This window comes from Treponema peruense, from assembly GCF_016117655.1.
Taxonomy (GTDB): domain Bacteria; phylum Spirochaetota; class Spirochaetia; order Treponematales; family Treponemataceae; genus Treponema_D; species Treponema_D peruense.
Genome location: NZ_CP064936.1, coordinates 1,908,441 through 1,927,715, shown reverse-complemented (window position 1 = coordinate 1,927,715; position 19,275 = coordinate 1,908,441). Strand labels below are relative to the sequence as shown.

General features: G+C 43.1%; 20 protein-coding genes. 15 read left to right on the top strand and 5 right to left on the bottom strand.

Features of this window, described 5'->3' with window-relative positions:
- The first annotated feature begins 32 nt into the window (after positions 1-32).
- The 4 genes from IWA51_RS08875 to IWA51_RS08860 all read left to right on the top strand — a co-directional run bounded on the left by IWA51_RS08875 (position 33) and on the right by IWA51_RS08860 (position 4,879).
- The gene (locus IWA51_RS08875) at positions 33-2,441 is read left to right on the top strand and encodes a glycoside hydrolase family 2 protein (RefSeq protein ID WP_198442140.1); all 2,409 of its coding nucleotides are present in this window, start codon (positions 33-35) and stop codon (positions 2,439-2,441) included.
- A gap of 48 nt (positions 2,442-2,489) precedes the next feature.
- Positions 2,490-3,533: an adenosine deaminase gene (gene add, locus IWA51_RS08870; RefSeq protein WP_198442139.1), complete on the top strand. Its 1,044-nt coding sequence runs from the start codon at positions 2,490-2,492 to the stop codon at positions 3,531-3,533.
- 132 nt (positions 3,534-3,665) lie between these two features.
- Positions 3,666-4,001, top strand: a complete 336-nt coding sequence (locus IWA51_RS08865) for an RNA-binding regulator (RefSeq protein WP_177527569.1) — start codon at positions 3,666-3,668, stop codon at positions 3,999-4,001.
- Positions 4,002-4,012: 11 nt separating this feature from the next.
- Complete coding sequence (locus IWA51_RS08860) at positions 4,013-4,879, top strand: M28 family peptidase (RefSeq protein WP_177527568.1); 867 nt, start codon at positions 4,013-4,015, stop codon at positions 4,877-4,879.
- Between the two features lie 124 nt (positions 4,880-5,003).
- Here IWA51_RS08860 and pta read toward each other — a convergent pair whose 3' ends face one another.
- The 3 genes from pta to IWA51_RS08845 form a co-directional block, all read right to left on the bottom strand.
- Positions 5,004-6,005 (bottom strand): phosphate acetyltransferase, encoded by a 1,002-nt coding sequence (gene pta / locus IWA51_RS08855; protein WP_198442138.1) that lies wholly within the window; start codon positions 6,003-6,005, stop codon positions 5,004-5,006.
- Between the two features lie 39 nt (positions 6,006-6,044).
- Positions 6,045-6,422: a RidA family protein gene (locus IWA51_RS08850; RefSeq protein WP_177527566.1), complete on the bottom strand. Its 378-nt coding sequence runs from the start codon at positions 6,420-6,422 to the stop codon at positions 6,045-6,047.
- A gap of 85 nt (positions 6,423-6,507) precedes the next feature.
- The gene (locus tag IWA51_RS08845) at positions 6,508-7,611 is read right to left on the bottom strand and encodes an aminotransferase class IV (protein WP_177527565.1); all 1,104 of its coding nucleotides are present in this window, start codon (positions 7,609-7,611) and stop codon (positions 6,508-6,510) included.
- A gap of 196 nt (positions 7,612-7,807) precedes the next feature.
- On the opposite strand from IWA51_RS08845, the gene IWA51_RS08840 reads away from it, so the two are divergent.
- The gene (locus tag IWA51_RS08840; RefSeq protein ID WP_177527564.1) at positions 7,808-8,047 is read left to right on the top strand and encodes a TIGR03905 family TSCPD domain-containing protein; all 240 of its coding nucleotides are present in this window, start codon (positions 7,808-7,810) and stop codon (positions 8,045-8,047) included.
- A 20-nt stretch (positions 8,048-8,067) separates the two neighbouring features.
- Here IWA51_RS08840 and arfB read toward each other — a convergent pair whose 3' ends face one another.
- Entirely contained in the window at positions 8,068-8,481 is a 414-nt protein-coding gene (gene arfB / locus IWA51_RS08835; RefSeq protein ID WP_177527563.1) for an alternative ribosome rescue aminoacyl-tRNA hydrolase ArfB, read from the bottom strand.
- Between the two features lie 21 nt (positions 8,482-8,502).
- A complete protein-coding gene (gene ychF / locus IWA51_RS08830) occupies positions 8,503-9,633 on the bottom strand; it encodes a redox-regulated ATPase YchF (protein WP_177527562.1) in 1,131 nt (376 codons plus the stop codon).
- A 203-nt stretch (positions 9,634-9,836) separates the two neighbouring features.
- Between ychF and IWA51_RS08825 the strand changes: the two genes are divergently transcribed.
- From IWA51_RS08825 to IWA51_RS08780, 10 genes are all read left to right on the top strand, one after another.
- Positions 9,837-11,108 carry a phosphoglycerate kinase gene (locus IWA51_RS08825; protein WP_177527561.1) on the top strand — a complete coding sequence of 424 codons (1,272 nt, stop codon included), beginning with the start codon at positions 9,837-9,839 and terminating at the stop codon, positions 11,106-11,108.
- 20 nt (positions 11,109-11,128) lie between these two features.
- Entirely contained in the window at positions 11,129-11,878 is a 750-nt protein-coding gene (gene tpiA / locus IWA51_RS08820; RefSeq protein ID WP_177527560.1) for a triose-phosphate isomerase, read from the top strand.
- A 135-nt stretch (positions 11,879-12,013) separates the two neighbouring features.
- On the top strand, positions 12,014-14,110 hold the full coding sequence (locus IWA51_RS08815; RefSeq protein WP_198442137.1) for an EAL domain-containing protein: 2,097 nt from the start codon (positions 12,014-12,016) through the stop codon (positions 14,108-14,110).
- 138 nt (positions 14,111-14,248) lie between these two features.
- A complete protein-coding gene (gene secG / locus IWA51_RS08810; RefSeq protein ID WP_198442136.1) occupies positions 14,249-14,632 on the top strand; it encodes a preprotein translocase subunit SecG in 384 nt (127 codons plus the stop codon).
- Positions 14,633-14,644: 12 nt separating this feature from the next.
- Positions 14,645-15,103 carry a PTS sugar transporter subunit IIA gene (locus tag IWA51_RS08805; protein ID WP_177527557.1) on the top strand — a complete coding sequence of 153 codons (459 nt, stop codon included), beginning with the start codon at positions 14,645-14,647 and terminating at the stop codon, positions 15,101-15,103.
- Positions 15,104-15,153: 50 nt separating this feature from the next.
- Positions 15,154-15,459, top strand: coding sequence for a hypothetical protein (locus IWA51_RS08800; protein ID WP_198442135.1), 306 nt, complete (start codon positions 15,154-15,156; stop codon positions 15,457-15,459).
- Positions 15,460-15,468: 9 nt separating this feature from the next.
- Complete coding sequence (locus IWA51_RS08795) at positions 15,469-16,500, top strand: V0D/AC39 family V-type ATPase subunit (RefSeq protein WP_230402637.1); 1,032 nt, start codon at positions 15,469-15,471, stop codon at positions 16,498-16,500.
- Positions 16,493-18,487, top strand: a complete 1,995-nt coding sequence (locus IWA51_RS08790; RefSeq protein WP_177527555.1) for a V-type ATP synthase subunit I — start codon at positions 16,493-16,495, stop codon at positions 18,485-18,487. The genes IWA51_RS08795 and IWA51_RS08790 overlap by 8 nt, the downstream gene beginning before the upstream one ends.
- A 61-nt stretch (positions 18,488-18,548) precedes the next feature.
- Positions 18,549-18,905, top strand: coding sequence for an ATP synthase subunit C (locus IWA51_RS08785; RefSeq protein ID WP_177527554.1), 357 nt, complete (start codon positions 18,549-18,551; stop codon positions 18,903-18,905).
- A gap of 24 nt (positions 18,906-18,929) precedes the next feature.
- Positions 18,930-19,265 carry a V-type ATP synthase subunit F gene (locus IWA51_RS08780; RefSeq protein WP_177527553.1) on the top strand — a complete coding sequence of 112 codons (336 nt, stop codon included), beginning with the start codon at positions 18,930-18,932 and terminating at the stop codon, positions 19,263-19,265.
- Positions 19,266-19,275: the final 10 nt, after the last annotated feature.

Sequence of the window (19,275 nt, the reverse complement as noted above, 5' to 3'; positions counted from 1 at the left end):
CGTTTATGTGAATTTTATCATAGAATTGGTGAATGAAAAACAGGATTTTTTTTAATGACGGATGGCTTTTTTCGGATACTTTCAACGAAAGTATGCTTTTGCCCAAGTGTACGGGAAAATTCAGCGAAGTAAGAATTCCCCATACTGTTGCACAGACTCCTTTTAACAGTTTTGATGAGTGCGTTTACCAGAAACTTTGTGTTTACAGAAAATTTTTCAACACCGAAACCAGCTGGAAGTCAAAGAAAATAATTCTTACTTTTGAAGGTGCCGCACATTCCAGTGAAGTTTTTGTCAACGGCAAGTTTGCAGGACGACATGACTGCGGATACACGCCCTTTTCTTTGGATATAACCGATTTTCTGCTTGCGGCAGGCAAAAAAAATGTTCTGGCCGTTAAGCTCGACAGCAGGGAAACACTGAATATTCCGCCCTTCGGAAACCTGATTGATTACATGACTTACGGCGGAATTTACCGTGAAGTTTATGTGGATGTACGCAATCCTGTTTACATTCAGGATGTTTTTGTGCGGACTTCTTCAAATCATTTTGAAACAGAAATTGAACTGAACACTGACTGTATTCCTGAAGGATATTCTTTAAGACAGCGTGTTGAAAATTCAACCGGTGCAGACGTTGAACCCAGTGCGCAGATTGTTACCGGAATCCGCGGAAAAAAGACCCTTACTGCCGCAGATGCCGCTCCTGTCGTTGCCTGGAGTCTTAAAAATCCGGCCCTTTACAATCTTGTTACAGAACTTCTTGATGAAAAGGGAAAAGTTTCTGATACACATTGCGTTAGATTCGGTTTCAGGGACATCCGCTTTGATTCAACCGGTTTTTATCTTAACGGAATAAAAGTGAAGCTCCGCGGACTGAACAGGCACCAGTCTTACCCGTACGTCGGTTATGCAATGCCAAAAAACATGCAGTATGATGACGCAGATATCCTTAAGTTTGAACTGGGACTCAATTACGTGCGCACATCACATTATCCGCAGAGCCGCCATTTTCTGGACCGCTGCGATGAAATAGGGCTTCTTGTTTTTACAGAAATACCGGGCTGGCAGTACATCGGTGACAGGAACTGGAAGTCTGCTGCGCTTGACAATGTACGCGACATGATTGTCCGTGACAGAAACCATCCGTCCGTTTTTATTTGGGGTGTACGCATTAATGAAAGTGCAGATGATGATGAATTTTATGAGCGCACGAATGCCCTTGCAAAAAAACTGGATCCTTCGCGGCCAACAGGAGGTGTACGCTGTATAAGAAACAGCCGTCTTCTTGAAGATGTGTACACTTACAATGACTTTATACATACAGGAAAAAATGCCGGGACTGCACGCAAACAGGATGTTACAGATACCGAAAAAGGCTACATGATTACAGAATACAACGGCCATATGTTCCCGACAAAAGCGTTTGATGATGAACCTCACAGAACAGAACATGCAGTCCGCCACGCAAATGTACTGGACAGCGCCGCAAAAGATCCGCTTATAGCAGGTTCAAGCGGATGGTGTGCCTTTGATTACAATACACACAAAGAATTCGGCAGCGGAGACAGAATCTGCTACCACGGAGTTATGGATATGTTCCGCAACCCCAAAACCGCGGCGGCAGTATATAAAAGCCAGGCAGATGCAGATGTAACGGGCGATGTACTCGAAGTGTCGTCTTCAATGAGCATAGGTGATTTTCCTGCAGGCGAACTTAACGGAATATGGATTTTTACAAACGCAGATTCGGTAAAAGTTTATTCTGGAACTTCATTTGTTGCCGAATACACGCGCGAAGACAGCCCTTACAAATATCTTCCCCACGGTCCCATTCTTTTTGAAGACAGAATAGGCCGCCGCATTATTGACGAAGACGGTATAAGCGAAAAATATGCTGCTTCCGTCAAATCCGTGCTGAATGCAGTCATGCGCTTTGGTGAAAAAAATCTTTCTGTAAAAGACAGGCTGCTGCTTGTAAAACTTTTTTTACTCAGGGTTTTGGACCGTGAAAAGATAAAAAAACTTGTTTCAAAGTATGCAGGCGGCTGGGGAAAGGCCGGAAGTGTATTCCGCTTTGAAGCATACAGGGAAGGCAAACTTGTTTCTTCTATATTAAAGGCTCCCGGAACGGAATTTTCGGTAAGCGCAAAAATCATCAGGAATGTTCTGACTGAAGAAGAAACATACGATGTTACAGAAATCCGTCTTTGTGTCCTGGACGAAAACTCAAACCTTCAGACTTACTGCCAGGAAGCCGTTATTGCAGAAGCTTCGGGAGCAGTTGAACTTATAGGACCGCGCGCCGTATCTTTGAAAGGAGGTACCGCCGGTATTTACGTACGTTCCTGCGGTGTTTCGGGCAGGGGGCTTGTGACAATTACCGACTGGCAGAACCGTGTGATAAAAATTCCTGTTTCTGTAAAAATAAAAAAGCGATAAGGCTTAATCTGCGTGATTTTTTTATGAAAGTGTGTTATATTATCTGTTATGAAGAAGGATGAATTTTTCAACCTTATGCATAGTATCCCAAAAGCTGAACTTCATGTGCATGAGGAGGCCGTTCTGAGCCTTAATACGATAAAAAAAGTATACGAACGGAGTTTTGGAAAATCCATTTCTTCAGGGGAACTTTCTTCTTTATTCAAATACAAGGATCTTTCGGGATTTCTGGACTCTTTCATAAAAATCCAGTCTTATTTTACAGACATAAATGACTTGAAATTTTTGTTTGAAGATTTTGCTGACTATCTTGAAGACAATAATATAGTTTATTGCGAAACGTTTTTTAGCCCGACATCGCATTTAAAAAAAGGCTGGGATTTTTCGCAAATGATTGGTCTTGTTTCAAAAAGCATAGAAAAAATTCAGAAGGAACGAAAAAGAACTGTAAGGCTTATTATAGATGTAAGCCGTTCCTTTGGTTTGGAAAATGCCATGCACAATCTTGATCTTGTTCTGAAGGAAAAGTCACCTTATATAATAGGAATAGGGCTTGGTGGTAACGAGGCAAAGGGCCCTGCACAGGAATTTATTTCTGTGTTTGAAAAAGCACGCAAAAACGGGCTTCATGTAGTTGCACACGCCGGTGAAGTCTGCGGAAGTTCTTCTGTGGATGATGCTATAGAAAAACTTGGTGCCGAACGTATCGGACACGGAATAAGTTCCTGCAAAGATGATGCGCTTATGAAAAAAATAGTTGAACGCCGTATTCCCATGGAGATATGCCCGACCAGCAACGTTTTTACAAGGCAATTGGTTACTGATCTAAGAAAACATCCTGTAAGGGAGCTTTATGACAGAGGAGCTGTTGTTACAATAAATACAGATGACCCTGCTTTTTTTAAGGTTTCACTTATTGAAGAATACTGGAATATTTATTACAAACTCAGGTTTAAGCTTGATGATATAAAAGTTCTTATTGAAAATTCATTTACTTCTTCCTTTGCAGAACAAAAAGAAATAAAAAAATATCTTTCTGATTTTGAAATATCCTGGCAAAAGTGGTTTGCTGAACACCCGTCTTTAACTTGACACGTGAACATTATTGGTGTATTTTAAAATTAAGCTTGAATTTTCAAAAAGTGCTATTTTTGCCCTTATTGAGAAAAAGTTGCAGCTGGCATCAGCAAATTTGAAACGCCCTCAGTAAGGCAAGGATTTTTTATGGCAAAAAAGATTTACATTGGCAATCTTAATTATGCTACAACGGATGATTCCCTCAAATCAACTTTCGAACAGTACGGAGAAGTTCTTTCTGCCGTAATCATCAAAGACCGTGATACAGCTCAGTCAAAGGGTTTTGGTTTTGTAGAGCTTGCTGATGACGCTGCCGCTGACCGCGCCATTGAAGAACTCAACGGAAAGGAACTTGACGGACGCCGTGTTCGTGTCAACTTCGCAGAGGAAAGACCTCAGGGTGACCGTCCGCGCCGCAGTTTTAACCGCGGACCACGCAGAAATTTTGACCGCGACCGTGACTTTGACGGAAACCGCTACTAGTTCATTTTCAAATGGACTTTCTTCCAAAAGATTTTAGCGAATATCTTGAACTAAAGGGGAATCGTGCTGATTTTATTCAGTCATGGCTTTTAAAGCAGCGCGTTTCTTCTGATAAGATTGTGATAGGCGGTAAAAGCCATGTTCTTGTGCAGTTCGCTCCGGCTGCATATAATCCACAGTACAGAATAAAAACTGTTATTGCGCATCATGACAGGGCGGGGGAAGGTCCCGGGGCAAACGACAACAGTGCAGCCTGCTTTCAGTTAATGCAGTGGGCTGTCAGTCTTTCAAAATACATTGGATTCCATAACGTAAGAATCATTTTTACAGACGGAGAAGAGTCCGGAGAAAAATCCGGTGTTGTAGATCAGGGTGCTTATTCAATAGCATCTGCATTCAGACGTATTGGCTTGTCAAATGATGATGTTTATGTATTTGACGCCTGCGGCCGTGGCAATATTCCTGTTCTGGCAAAAACAGCATTTCCTTCTGTTTCTCCAAAACTCAACAGACAGTTTTACAATTTATTTTCGCGCACACAGGATATTCTTAGAAAAACCTGTCCCGGCCGGTGGATGAGTCTTCCCGTTCCTTACAGTGACAATGCTTCTTTTTTGGCTCAGGGAATTCCCGCTGTTGCCGTAACAATGCTTCCGGCTCAGGAGGCTTCTGTTTATGCCCAGACATTATTTGCCAAGCCAGAACTTGAACGACTTGTAATGAATTCACCGGGGAATGCAGGACTTGAAGATTATCTTCCTTATACTTGGCGGCTTTTTCATACTCAAAATGACTGCAAAGAGTCGCTTACTTCTGAAAGTTTTGCAGTTATGAAAAAAATTCTCCGTACACTTGCAGATTCAAAAACTTATGCCTGAAGATTCGAAAGTGTATTTGCTGTTGCAGAAATTGCATCAAACTGAAGTTCGAGTTTTTTATTCATGGCGTTGCTTATTGTAAAAAAAATGGGACGGTTTTCTAAAAGAAGACCGTCCCATTTTATTAAGCCTGAAGTGCTGTTACGGCAACGGTTGCTACAATGTCATCAACATTGCATCCGCGTGAAAGATCGTTAAGAGGCTTTGCAAATCCCTGGCAGACAGGACCAATTGCCATCCATCCGCCCATGCGCTGTGCAATTTTGTATCCTATGTTTCCGGCATTTATGTTCGGGAAAATAAAAACATTTGCATGTCCTGCAACTTTAGAGCCGGGAGCCTTGAGTTTGCCGACTTCTGGTGCGATTGCTGCGTCAAACTGGAATTCTCCGTCCAGGGCGAGGGAAGGTGCCTTTTCTGCTGCGAGTTTTACGGCTTCCTGTACTTTGGGTACTGACTTAAGGAACTTATCATCGTTTCCGCTTCCTTTTGTAGAGAAAGAAAGCATTGCTACGCGCGGTTCAACACCTGCAATTTTCTTTGCTGTTTCTGCTGTGGCAACTGCAATGTCTGCAAGCTGTTCAGAAGAAGGTTCAATATTGATTGCGCAGTCTCCAAAGAGAGCAACACCTTCGGGAATATATTTGTTTCCGCCTTCCGGTGCAACCATAATAAAACTTGATGAAACCGTAGAAATTCCCGGTGCAGTTTTGATAACCTGAAGTCCCGGGCGGAGTGTATTTGCCGTAGAATGACATGCTCCTGAAACGTATCCGTCTACATCCCCAGCCTTAAGCATAAGTGCACCGAACATTGTGCGGTCTTTTGCCTGTTTTGCGGCTTCTTCTTCTGTCATGCCCTTTGCTTTTCTGCATTCGTAGAGTATTTTTGCATATTCTGCGGTTTTTGGCGAAGTTTCGGGATCTACAAGTTCAATTTCTGAAAGGTCAACATCCGGTGCAACTTTTTTGCACTCAGCTTCGTTTCCGACAAGAACAATTTTTGCAATTCCTTCTTTAACGATTTTTGCTGCCGCTTCTACGACACGTTTGTCTTCGCCCTCACAGAGAACGATTTTTTTTCCTGCTTTCGCAGCCTTGGATTCAAGTTCCTTTACAAAGTCCATATTTTTCCTCGCTGTAAAAAAATCTTCTATAGAATATCACTAGAGCCGCTTTTGGGCAATTGCCTCTATTTCTACAAGAGCCGACTTTGGTAGTGCTGCAACCTGAACACAAGAGCGCGCAGGTTTTCCTGTAAAGTATTTTTCGTAAATTGCATTTACCTTTGGAAAGTCCCTCATGTCGGTAATAAAACAGGTCGTCTTTACAGTGTCTTCTGCGGACACTCCAGCTGCATCAAGAATTGCCATAAGATTTTTGCAAACGCGTTCTGTCTGCTCTTCTATTCCGCCGTCAACCATTTTTCCTGTAGAAGGATCAATTGCAATCTGACCCGAAGTGTAAACTGTTCCGGCTGCTGCAATTCCCTGTGAATAAGGGCCTATTGCCTGTGGAGCCTCTTTTGTAAATATTTTTTCCATATTGATTTCCTTATTCAGGTTTCTGCATTTTTTCCTAAAAAAAAGTCCCGCTTGCAAAGGCAAACAGGACTTAATCAATTAAAAATTATTTGTTTCCGGGAACAACAACTGTATCCCACTTGTTCGGGTCTTCAAGAAGTCCGTACTGGCGGCCCTTAAGAAGGTGCTGCAGTTTTTTTGCTATAGGTCCTTCCGTTCCGTCACCGAATACAACTTTCTTTCCGTTAAGATCGGTAAGTGAAGACATCGGGCTTATTCCGGCAGCTGTTCCTGTTACGAAGCATTCAACAGCTTTCTTCTGGACTTCTTTGACGCTTACCTTGCGCTCTTCGACTTTTATGCCGCATTCCTTTGCGAGTGCAATAACTGACTTGCGTGTAATTCCCGGGAGAATTGTGTCTCCCAGTTCAGGTGTAACCAGTGTTCCGTCTTTAAGAACAAAGAAGATGTTGCAGCTTGAACCTTCCTGGAAATATTTGTGCTCAACTGCATCGAGGTACACGCATTCAACGAATCCTCTTTCTTCTGCTTCCTTTTTTGCAATTGCAGAAATTACGTAGTTTGAAGCACACTTGATGTATCCTGTTCCGCGCGGTGTAGCACGTACTCTGTCTGTAATAACAGCGCCGTCAAGACCTTTCTTGAAGTAGGCAGAAACTGTAGTTGCGCAGATTACAACGTAAGGTGCTTTTGAGCATCCGACTCCGATGGCTCCTTCACTGTTCATGAACGGGCGCATATAAATTGATTCTGCATCAGCATAGTCTGTTTTTTCCCAGTCAGGATTGTACTTTGGAACATAACCAAGTTCCGCATTGCGTCTTACAAATTCTACAGAAGCTTTTACAAACTGCTCTTCCGGGAAAGCCGGGCAGTAAAGTCCGCGCATGCTGTTTGCAAATCTTGCAGCATTCTGATCTGGGCGGAATATAGCAACACCGCCGTCTTTTGTAGGAAATCCTTTCATTCCTTCAAAACATCCGTATGCGTACTGGCTTGTGTATGTGACTGTGGGAATTCCCATCTGATTGCGGTTGTCAAGAATTTTCTTGCGCTCGTCTTCATTCATTGCCATAAGCTCGTCGAAAGTAACGTGATCTGCTTCCAACCATTCTTCATCCCAAGCCTTTGTGTCCGGATTGTAGCGGGCGATATAGGTTATGGGGTACAAATTAAGACCAAATGCCATTTTTGTTCCTCCTGCATGAACCTGAGTCCGGAAAATACCGCAGTGTCGGTTCCGTGCGAAATACTTTACTACTATAACATTAACTTCAGTATTAGTAAAGAAGATAGAAGAAAGGAAACAGCACAGGAGTGCAACAGACAGTTCTGAACAGCCGGCAATTGACAGTTTTGCGGAATATGCTTATTTTAATTGAACTATGGAAGAAATTACTTACAAAACAAACGGTGTCTGCTCTTCAGCAATTCATTTTACTCGAGACGGGGACAAAATCAGAAATATCCGCTTTGACGGCGGATGCAACGGCAACCTCAAGGCAATCGGAATTCTTTGTGAAGGAATGACTGCCGCAGAAATTGCAGAAAAACTTTCAGGAAACAAATGCGGTTTCAAAAATACTTCATGTGCAGATCAGCTTGCAAAGGCTGTGCTTTCCTGAACTCCGGTAAAGGGCGCCTGTCAGAAAATAATTCTGCGCCTGGAGTTTTTAAGCTCGGAACGCAGTTTTTTCTGGTTAAGGCGCTTTTCTTTTGAAGCCTTCGTGGGCTTTGTCTTTTTGCGTGCAACGGCAATGTGTGCAGCCTGAATAATCCTGCTTTCAATACGCTCTGCTGCAATTTTTCTGTTTACATCCTGGTAACGCTCGTCATCAACATTTATGCATATTTCATCTTCTGAATTAATGACGGCATCCAGTTTGCGGCGTGCGGCAGAAAGTTCTTCTTGTGAAAGACCTTTTATCCTGCAGAACGGCATTACGGCGTGAACTTTTGTATTTACTTTGTTTACGTTCTGTCCGCCTTTTCCACCGCTACGGGCAAATGAGAACTTAATGTTTCTTTCTATAGATTCGTGAAGTTCAGCCCTGTTCATCTTTGCCCGTTCAGTCCTGCATTATACGTTGAACTTAAAGAAAAGTACGTCGCCGTCCTGAACAACGTATTCTTTTCCTTCCTGTCTGTATTTTCCGGCTTCCTTTATTTTTGCTTCAGAACCGTATTTTCGAAGATCATCTACAGTGTATGCTTCTGCCTTGATGAATCCTTTTTCAAAGTCAGTGTGAATTACACCTGCTGCCTGAGGTGCTTTGTCTCCTGCGTGGATTGTCCATGCCCTGCATTCATCTGCTCCGCCTGTAAAGAATGTTCTGAGTCCCATAAGGTGGTATACGTGGCGTGCAAGAACTGTAAGTCCGCTTTCTTTGAGTCCTACGGCATCCATAAATTCCTTGCGGTCATTTTCATCGGTGATTTCAGAAAGGTCTGCTTCGAATTTTCCGCAGATAACAATTACTTCTGACTTCTGCTCATCTGCAATTTTCTTTACGGTTTCTACATATTTGTTTGTTCCCGAAGCAATTGTGTCTTCGTCAATGTTGCAGACAAAAAGCTGCGGTTTAATTGTAAGAAGATGCAGATCGTAAACAGCTGCCTTTTCTTCGTCGCTCAGGTCGGCCATTCTTGCGCATTTTCCGTCCATAAGAAGAGGCTTTATTTTTGCAACTGCGCTTGTATAAGGTGCAAGTCTTTTTTCTTCTTCTTTTCCAAGAGCGCGGATCTGTTTTGTAATTTTTTCCTGGCGCTTTGTAATTGTATCAAGATCTGCCTGGGCAAGTTCAAAATCTATTGTAAGAATATCACTTTCGGGATCAATAGGTGCGTCTGTTTTTGCATCTTCGCGTACGTGCTGAATATCGGGGTCGTCAAAACATCTTACTACATGGGCAATAACAGTAGTTTCGCGGATGTTTGCAAGAAACTGGTTTCCGAGACCTTCACCCTTGCTTGCACCTTTAATAAGACCGGCAATATCAACAAAGTCTACGCTTGCAGGAATTTTCTTCTTTGGCTGAAAAACGCTTGCCATGAAGTCCAGACGCTCATCGGGAAGGTCTACGACACCCATGTTGGGGTCAATGGTACAGAACGGATAGTTTTCTGCAGAAGCCGGAGCTTTTGTAAGTGCGCTGAAGATAGTTGACTTTCCAACGTTTGGAAGTCCTACAATTCCGCAAGTGAGTTTCATGATCTTTTCTTCCTATAAATGTTTTTTCAAAACTATGTGCAATGGGTCAGCTTAAAAAGCAACGGAACATTTACAACAGGGTCGAATATACACCTTTTTTCTGAAAAGTACAATCACATTAAAAGTGTGATTGATTTTATGGAAAAAAATGTATATTATTGGAATGTTAACTTTGGTAAATTTTCCATTTGGAGGAATTTTTTATGATTAAGACTGTAAAAGACGTGGATCTTAAGGGTAAACGCATTATTATGCGTGTTGATTTCAACGTTCCAATGAAAGACGGGGTTGTTCAGGATGATACCCGCATCATGGCCGCACTGCCCACAATCAAGTATATTCTTGAGCAGGGACCAAGAAGCCTGGTTCTTATGAGCCACCTCGGAGACCCGGCAAAGGACGTTAAGAAAGCCGCAGAAAAGGCAGAAAAAGCAGGAAAGACTTTTACAGAAGCAGATAAGGAAAAGTTTATCAACGGAAAGAACCGCATGGCTCCTGTTGCAGCTTACCTTGAATCAAAGCTCGGGCAGAAGGTTGTATTTGCAGCAGACGCTCTCGGACAGAAGGCAGCAGTAGACGCTCTTCCTGAAGGCGGAGTAATGATGCTCGAAAACACACGCTTCCACAAGGAAGAAACATCAAAGGATGCTGCTGAGCGCGACAAGATGGCACAGGAACTTGCCACATACGGTGACATTTTTGTTAATGACGCATTCGGAACAGCACACCGCGACCATGCTTCAACAGCTTCTATCGCAAAGTTTATGAAGACAGAGCCCGTCGGCGGATTCCTTATGGAAAAAGAAGTAAAGTACCTTGAGCCTATGCTTCACAACCCGCCAAAGCCACAGGTAGCAATTATCGGTGGAGCAAAAGTTTCTTCAAAGATTGCAGTTCTTGAGAGCCTTCTTAAGAATGCTTCTGCTCTTGTTATCGGCGGCGGAATGGCATATACATTCCTTAAGGCACAGGGACACAGTGTAGGAAAGTCTCTTGTTGAAGATGATTTTATCGACACAGCAAAGAAACTTCTTGCAGATGCACAGGTAAAGGGTGTAAAGATACTTCTTCCTGTAGACCATGTTGCAGCTGCAGAATTCAGCCCTGATGCAACACCTGTTGCCGTTGACGGAGTATGCATTCCTGACAACCTTATGGCAATGGATGTCGGTCCAAAGACAATCGAAGAGTACAAGAAAGTAATTTCAACAGCAAAGTCCATCGTATGGAACGGACCTGTCGGAGTATTTGAATTCGACGCTTTTGCAAAGGGGACAGAAACTGTAGCCCGCCTTGTAGCAGAAGCTACAGGTAACGGAGCAATGACTGTTGTAGGCGGCGGTGATTCTGTTGCTGCTGTAAACAAGTTCCACCTTGCAGACAAGATGAGCCATGTTTCTACAGGCGGTGGAGCATCCCTTGAGTTCCTTGAAGGAAAGACTCTCCCGGGAATCGCTATTCTTGCGACAAAATAATTTATACAGAGGTAAGTTGAATGGCACGCACACATTATATCGCCGGAAACTGGAAGATGAATACAAGCAGGGCAGAAGCCGTAAAGCTTGCACAGGATTTGGTTGCAGTTCTTAAGGACAAGAAAGGCAAGTACATGATCGGTGTTCCGTTTGTTTATCTTGACGCTGTTTCACAGGTAATCAAGGGAAGCAATATTATTCTTGGTGCACAGGACGTAGCCGCTACAGCAAACGGAGCACACACCGGTGAAGTTTCAACAGAAATGCTCAAGGATGTGGGAGTTCAGACTGTAATTATAGGACACTCAGAGCGCCGCCACGAGATTGGAGAAAGCGATGAACTTATCAACAAAAAAGTCCGCCGCTGTCTTTCAGAAGGTCTTGATGTAGTTCTCTGCATTGGTGAACTTCTTGCTGACCGTGAAGCCGGAAACGCAGAAACTGTATGTGCATTCCAGCTTTCTGCCGACCTTGCAGGTGTTTCTGCAGAACAGATGGCTCATGTTACAATCGCTTACGAACCTGTTTGGGCAATCGGAACAGGAAAGACTGCAACTCCTGAAGATGCAGAAGCTATCCATAAGTTCTGCCGTGAGTATATTGCAAAACTTTACAACCAGAAAGTTGCCGACGAGACAATCATCCAGTACGGCGGTTCAATGAAGGCTTCAAATGCAAAGGATCTCCTTGCACAGCCGGACATTGACGGCGGTCTTATCGGAGGAGCTTCTCTTAAGGCAGATACATTTGCTCCAATCTGTGAGTTCTAATCTGAATACATAGATTTTTGGCAATACAAGGGCTGGGTGATTTGTTTGAAAAAACGGTCACCCGGCCTTTTTTTATTCATATTCGTTTTATAAAGAATTAATAGTCATTTAATTTTGCGGTCTTATTCTGCTTGCATGGATTTTGATGAAATAAACAGACGTTCAGTGGAAGCGGTTTTTCAGCCTATAGTATCGCTGGAAAATGGAGATATTTTGGGTTATGAAGCATTTACGCGGATTGACGGGGAATGTGTTTCCGGGATTTTCAAAGAACTCGATGACAGGAACAAAATTTGGGACCTCGAGAAACTCTGCCGCAAGGCAATTCTCAAAACAGCTGCCATGATGGGAATACACAGGCGCATTTTCATAAACGTTTATCCGTGTGCCGAAGAATGTTCCGGTTCGCATCAGGATTACACAAAGGGACTTTTTGAACGGTACAGAATTGATCCCAGAAATATTGTCCTTGAACTAACAGAAGGCCTTCAGTCAGAAAAAGAAAAAATTCTTTCCGATATAATGATGCTTTACCGCCAGCACGGATTCAAGGTGGCACTTGACAATGTAGGGCGTGCATATTCCGGGCTGGAATCAATATGTTCGCTTAACCCCGACTACATTAAGCTCGACAAGGATATAATCAGGGGAATAGAAACAAATCCCATACGTCAGTCCATGATAAAAAGCCTTGTTTCATTTTCGTCAGACTCGGGAATAGGACTTACGGCTGTAGGTGTAGAAACTTCTCAGGAACTGGACACTCTTCTTACTTTGGGCGTGCGTTTTGCCCAGGGTGACTTTATTGCGGAAGTGTCGCTTGCACCGCAGAAAGTGTCTCCTGCAGCATATTCACGCATTATTGCATACCAGAAAAATCTTGCAGTCCTTCGCGGAAAATCAGCGGCCGAAGCAAAAAAAGCCGTCGGAAGCAAGAAAAAAGCCTCAAATATTCAGGTTGCAAAGGAACTTCAGGGGGCAACAGACCCGTCTTTGGTAAGTGGACGCAAAATAGGCGAACTTGCAGCACCGGGAATTACTGTTTTTTCAGACATGCCTGTTACGGATTTGATGAGCCTGTTCCATACAAACGACAACTGCACCATAGCAACTGTTGTGGATGTAGACCGTCGCATTCTTGGAATTATGCCCAGGGCGTTTCTTTCGGACCTTCTTGGAGGCCAGTACGGGTTTGGGCTCAATTCAAGAAAACTTGTAAAAGATATAATGATCCGCGATTTTATTACACTTGATTCTTCTGAAGCCGTAGAAATTGCCGCAAACAAGGCTATGTCAAGAAGTGAAAAAAGCATTTATGACCCGATTGTAATAAGCGAAAACGGAATTTACCTTGGAATAGTTACCATCAAGGAACTTCTGGACAGCATTGTTTCTGTCGAAGTAACCGAGCGTACACGCGAAATAAGCCGAAAAAACCGCCTTCTGCAGGAACAGCAGATTGTTCACGAAAGGGACATGCGCATGGCCGAAACTGTTCAGAAAAGTTTTTATCCGTCAAAGGCACCTTCAACTGACGAATGGGACTGTGCATTTTACTTTCGCCCGATGTCTTCTGTTTCGGGCGATGTCTACGATTTTTATTACAACAAAAACGGGGACTTTGTGGGAACAGGTCTTTTTGATGTGTCAGGCCACGGTGTTGCATCAGGACTGGTTGGAATTCTTTCAAAATATATTGCCGAAAGAACCTTTATGCAGGGAAGAAAAGAACCTTTGGAAACAGTAGCCCGCCGCTTTAATGAAATGCTTACAAAAGAGAAGGGAATGGTCGAAAACTACCTGACGGGACTTTTTTTGAGGGTAAAAGATAACCAGGTGGAATATGTCAACTGCGGACATACTGATGTTCTTGTAAAAACAACAGACAAATCTTCAAAAAGTGAAGTTTCTGTTCTTGGCGGAACAGACGGCGCCTTCAGGGGAATGTTTTTGGGAATGGACGGACTTCTTCCTTCGGGCTGTAAAACAATAGAATATCATGTAGAAAAAGATACATATTTTCTTCTATATACTGACTGTCTTGTAGAAAGCCGCAATCTGGCCGGTGATGAACTTGGTGTAGAAAGACTGCAGCATATCTTCGGAAACGCACCCGCTTCTTCTTCCAAAAAAGTCCTGGAATACGTACTGGACATTTTCGGTTGCTTTACAGAGGCTGTTCCGCTCAGAGACGACCTTACCGTCATTGTCCTCAAATACAAGGGAAAATAAAAATACAGGGTCCAAAAAAGTGAGGCAGCCTTAGTGTGTTTTTTAGAGGTTGCATTAATTGACTATAACATGATATTACGGTATTATGGAATGTACAAAATGATTTTTCCGTAATAGTACGGACTCTGGAGTAAAAAAATGGGTGTTGTAAGAACAATCCTGCTTGTGGCATTTGTTATTATTTGTGTATTACTGGTATTGCTTGTACTCGTGCAGAACGAAGATAACAACGGTATGGGAAGTGCGTTCGGCGGCGGACAGAGTGCTGCGTTCGGTGCGCATTCAGCCAGTGTGCTTACAAAGACGACGGGCGTTTTTGTTGCCCTTTTCTTTATTGTTGCATTCTCTCTCTCTCTTCTGAATAAGGCTCCTGCAAGGGCAAGTCTTGATGATGCCGCTGTTCAGGTTCAGGGTGCAGAAGAAACAGCTTCTTCTTCAGATTCAAACTGGATTGATCAGGAACTCGAAAATGAAGTTCCACAGCAGACAATCAGTGATCCTTCTGCCAAAAAGACCGAATAATCGGAGAGCATAATGATTTTGTCCCGGATTTTTTCTAAAGAGTGCATTTTACTCAATTTGGAAAGTGAGGATAAGGACGAACTGTTTGAGGAAATGACTCAGGCTCTTGTGTCTGCAAATCCTGGTCTGGACAGAAATAAGGTTCTTTCTGCTCTTCATGAAAGAGAGTCAAAAATGAGTACGGGAATCATGCACGGAATTGCGGTTCCCCACGGTACATGTGCGTCTGTAAAAGGGTGTATAGGTGCTTTGGGAATAAGCCGTTCTGGAATTGACTATGAATCGCTTGACGGTTCTCCCGTGCATCTTGTTTTTATGGTTTTGTGCGGCGAAAACGAAGATGATCTTCATCTTAAAGTCCTTAAGGATTTGGCTTCAGCCCTGCAGAATCCTGAATTTTCAAAAAATATCGAAGAGAAAAAATCCGCGCAGGATGTTTATGATTTTCTTTGTGGGTTTGATAAAAGCTGAACATTAGTTTGGCTGCGGTAGTTCATTTACCGGAATCAGGGAGGTATAAGATGGCTGCAGAAGTTGATGTAATACAGCATCTTCTGGACGTGGAGCATGAAGCCTCTATTACTTTGCTCGATGCACAGAAAGAAGCAGACAGAAAAATTGCAGAGGCCCGCGCACTTGCCGAGTCCAAATTTGCAGAAAGATACAAGTCTGTTGTTTCTGGAATTGAAGTTTCCGAGACTTCTGAAAAGACCCGCATAGATTCGGAACATGCCAAATCTATGGAAGATTATAAAAATTCTCTTTTATCATCAAAAAAAGATACAAAAGCATTCGATTCCTTTATGGATTCGATTCTGTTTTCCTAAGGGCTGCTTATGGCAATGGATAAGTCTGCCGCTGATTCTTATGTTTACGCAAAGGCGAGCGGAATGCTGGCCAGGTCTTTTGTAGGTGCACGTTCTGAACGCCTGTTTTCGGCAAAGTCCCTGCAGGAATTGTGGACTCTTCTTTTTAAAAAGGAAATTCCGGCTGTTCCGGAAACACTTTTTGCCAAGGCTCTTGAAAAACAAGCCGCAGACAAGTTTATAAGCGACTTCAAAAGTCTTCTTCAGAATTATTCAAAGCCGTCCCCCGTTCTTCTTTCCCTGCTCAGTTTTTATGACTACGACAATTTAAAGGAATTTGCTGCCGCGCTCTGTCTTAAAGAAAAGAAAATTCCGTCTTACCAGTCAATTGCTCCGTTCAACCTGATTGACTATTCAAAATGGCCTGATCTTGCTGCAATTACCTGCGGCGGGCCGCTTGAGTGGTATAATACTGTTCCCGAACTTTCGGAGCAGAAAAATCTTGATTACAAACTTGACTGCCAGTATACGCAGTCTTTGTGGAATTCCCTCAGGCATATTGACTCTGAATGCAGAAGTGACTTGAAAAATCTTATCGGTGACAAGCTTAATATGAACAATGCACTCTGGGCTTTGCGTCTTAAGCTTTATTACGATATGTCAAGGGAAGAAATTCTTGACAATCTTATTTATTCAACTGATGAAAAGTCAGAAAACGACCCGCTTGTTCTTTCTGCATTAGAAATTATAGACAAGGATACAGACGACTGGGAATCATGGAAAAACTGGAAGTATGCAGAACTTTTGAACCCGCATGAAGAAGGTGTTGTTTGGACTGTGGATGCAAGATGGATTTCCAATGCATACAAACATGTTTATCTGGAGCGGGCGAGGCGTCTTTTTCACAGGCATCCGTTTACAGAATGTCCACTTGTCTGCTGGTTTATCATAAAGAGAAATGAACTTGACAATATCCGTATGGCGTCGGAAAGTCTTCGACTGAATATAAGTTCCATTCAGGCTATGCAGATGGCCGGAATTTCGGAGGTGAAAAATGGCTAGAACAACTGCAATGAGACTTGTCGAACTGATGGTTCTTAGGGAAGATATTCATGCAGTTCTCAAATATCTTGGCGAACTCGGCGAATTCCAGTTTCAGCAGGATTTGACCGGTGCTTCGGCTTCTTCGGGGGAACATCTGAATCCTGACGGTGCAATTTTCAGCCGGCTTGAGCAGGTCAGAACAGCACTGGATATTCCCGACCTGACGGAGTATAAAGAAAAACTTTCTGTTCCGAGTACAGAAGATGAAAGTGAAGCAGTAAAAATTATTGACTCTGTAGAGGAACTTCATAAAAAAGAAGTGGAAGCTTCTGAAATGCTTAGGCGCGTGACTTCTGACTATTCTGAAGCACAGGCTTTTTCAAACCTTAAAGTGTCTTATTCAGAACTTGAATCCCTGTCATTTCTGACGCTCAGAATAGGAAAGATTGATCCGGCAAAATTTGATGCCCTTAAGGAAAAAGTTGGTGCGCGTGCAACAATCGTCAAACTCGGCGATGACGGTTCAAGAATTCTTGCGGCTTCATCAAAAAAAGCGCGTTTTGCCCTTGATGCAGATTTAAAGGAATTCGGCTTTGTTGAACTTTCTGTTCCTAAGGATTTCAAGGGAATTCCTGAAGATGTACTTATTTCGCTTAAAAACAAAAAGACAGAGGCTGTACAGAAGCTTTCTGAAATACAGGAAGAAAGAAAGAATTTTGCCGAAACACACAAAAAGGAACTTCTTCATCTTCTTCAGGTTTATTCTGTTGGAAGCCAGATTCATGCAGTTGAAGGAAACCTTGAGTCAACTGAATTTGTTTACAGGATTACAGGCTGGATTCCGGCTTATGAAAGCAGACAGGTTATGAAGGATCTGGATGAACTTACAAAAGGCCACACCGGAATAAGGGAATTTCTTCCGCACGAAGTTGAATCTGTTGCTTCTGGCCAAGAAAAGGTTCCTGTTCAGCTTAAGCACGGAAAACTTATAAGTAGTTTTGAACGTCTTATTTTCAGTTACGGTTCACCTTTGTACGGAACGGTTGACCCGACTCCTTTTGTTGCAATTTTCTTTACAGTTCTTTTTGGAATTATGTTCGGTGATGCAGGCCAGGGATTTGTGTTCCTTATTCTGGGAATTCTTATGGCCTGTAAGGTTGTAAAACTTGCCGGCTGGGAAAAGTTTGCACTTGTTTTTATAAGCATTGGTGTAAGCAGTACAATAATGGGCCTTCTTACCGGCGAATTCTTTGCAAACGCAACGGTTCTTGTTCCTTTCTCACGCTGGGTTACAGGTCTTTTTGGAACACCGCGCGATACTATTCTTGAACTTATGCCTTCAGGCAATCCCGAATCAATAAAGCGCATGTTTATGTTCTTTGGATTTACGATTGCTGTCGGTTTTGTTATCAATACCTGCGGAATTATCATCAATATTATCAACCAGTTTGCGCTGGGCAAAAAGGGTAAGGCTGTATTTGGAAAAACCGGACTTACGGGCGCAATTTTCTTCTGGTATGTCATTGTATTTGCCGTAAGAGTTGCGCTGTTTGGACATTCTCCTGCGCTTTATGACTGGATTGTCATGGGTGTTTCACTTTTCCTTACTGCCTTCGGTGAACCTTTTGAACGTCTGGTTGACGGTGAGCGCCCTGTTCTTGAAAACGGACTGTTCAGCGCGGTAATTGCTGCCATTGTTGAAATTATCGAAGTAATTTCTTCATATCTTTCAAATACCGTAAGTTTCCTGCGTGTAGGTGCCTTTGCCCTTGCACATGCGGTTCTCGGTTATATTATCGAAATGATGGTAGAAATTGTTCCGCCGGCAGGTGGTATTCTGGTTTCAATAATCGGTAATGGAATTGTTATTGTTCTTGAAGGAATGATTGTTGCCATTCAGGTTGTAAGACTTCAGTATTATGAATTCTTCAGCAAATTCTTTTCAGAAACAGGAAGGGAATTTAAGCCGTTCCGCTTTGAATACAAGTCGGCGGTTCAGGCGTAATTTTGTTAATAACGGTTTTGTTCTTTTGAGCAGGCCGATTTATAAAATAAGAGGTATTTTTATGAGCAGGAAGTTTTTACTTGTTTTGTCTATGATGATGGCTGTATGCGTTGCAGGAATTTTTGCACAGACTGCAGAACCGGCCCAGACAGAAGCTGCCGCAGAGCAGACTGTTGAGACTCAGGCTCCGGCAGAAAAATCAGACATCGGCTCTTCCATCAAATACATTGCAGCTGCTGTTGCTGTAGGCATTGCATGTATCGGTGGTGGTGCAGCTGTCGGAAAGATTGGTGCTGCTGCTATGGGTGCCATGAGCGAAAATGCGGAACTTTCAGGAAAGGCTCTTCCGTTTGTAGGTCTTGCAGAAGGTATCTGTCTTTGGGGATTCCTTGTTGCGCTTTTCATTATAATAATGTAAGCCGTCCGCTGGAAGGATTTTCTTTTGGAGTATTTTGTCATAGGAGAACGGGAAATTGTCCTTGCCTTTATGCTTGTAGGCGTTAAAGGACAAACCGCAGTCAACCGGAGCGAAGCTTTGAATGCGTTTATGCGCGTTACAGGGCAGTCTGCTTCTGTTGATTCTCCGGCGGAACAGGACAGACCCAAAGTTCTCATTCTTACAGAGGATGTGTCTGACATGCTGTCTCCGGAAGTCCGGGATTGGCAGATGAAGGGCTCGTCTCCTCTTATTGTGGAAATTCCAGGTCTTGGAGGGCATATCGAGGGTCGCAAGACTCTTACCGATGCCATTCGTGAGGCTGTAGGAATTCAGGTTTAGCAGTCGGAAA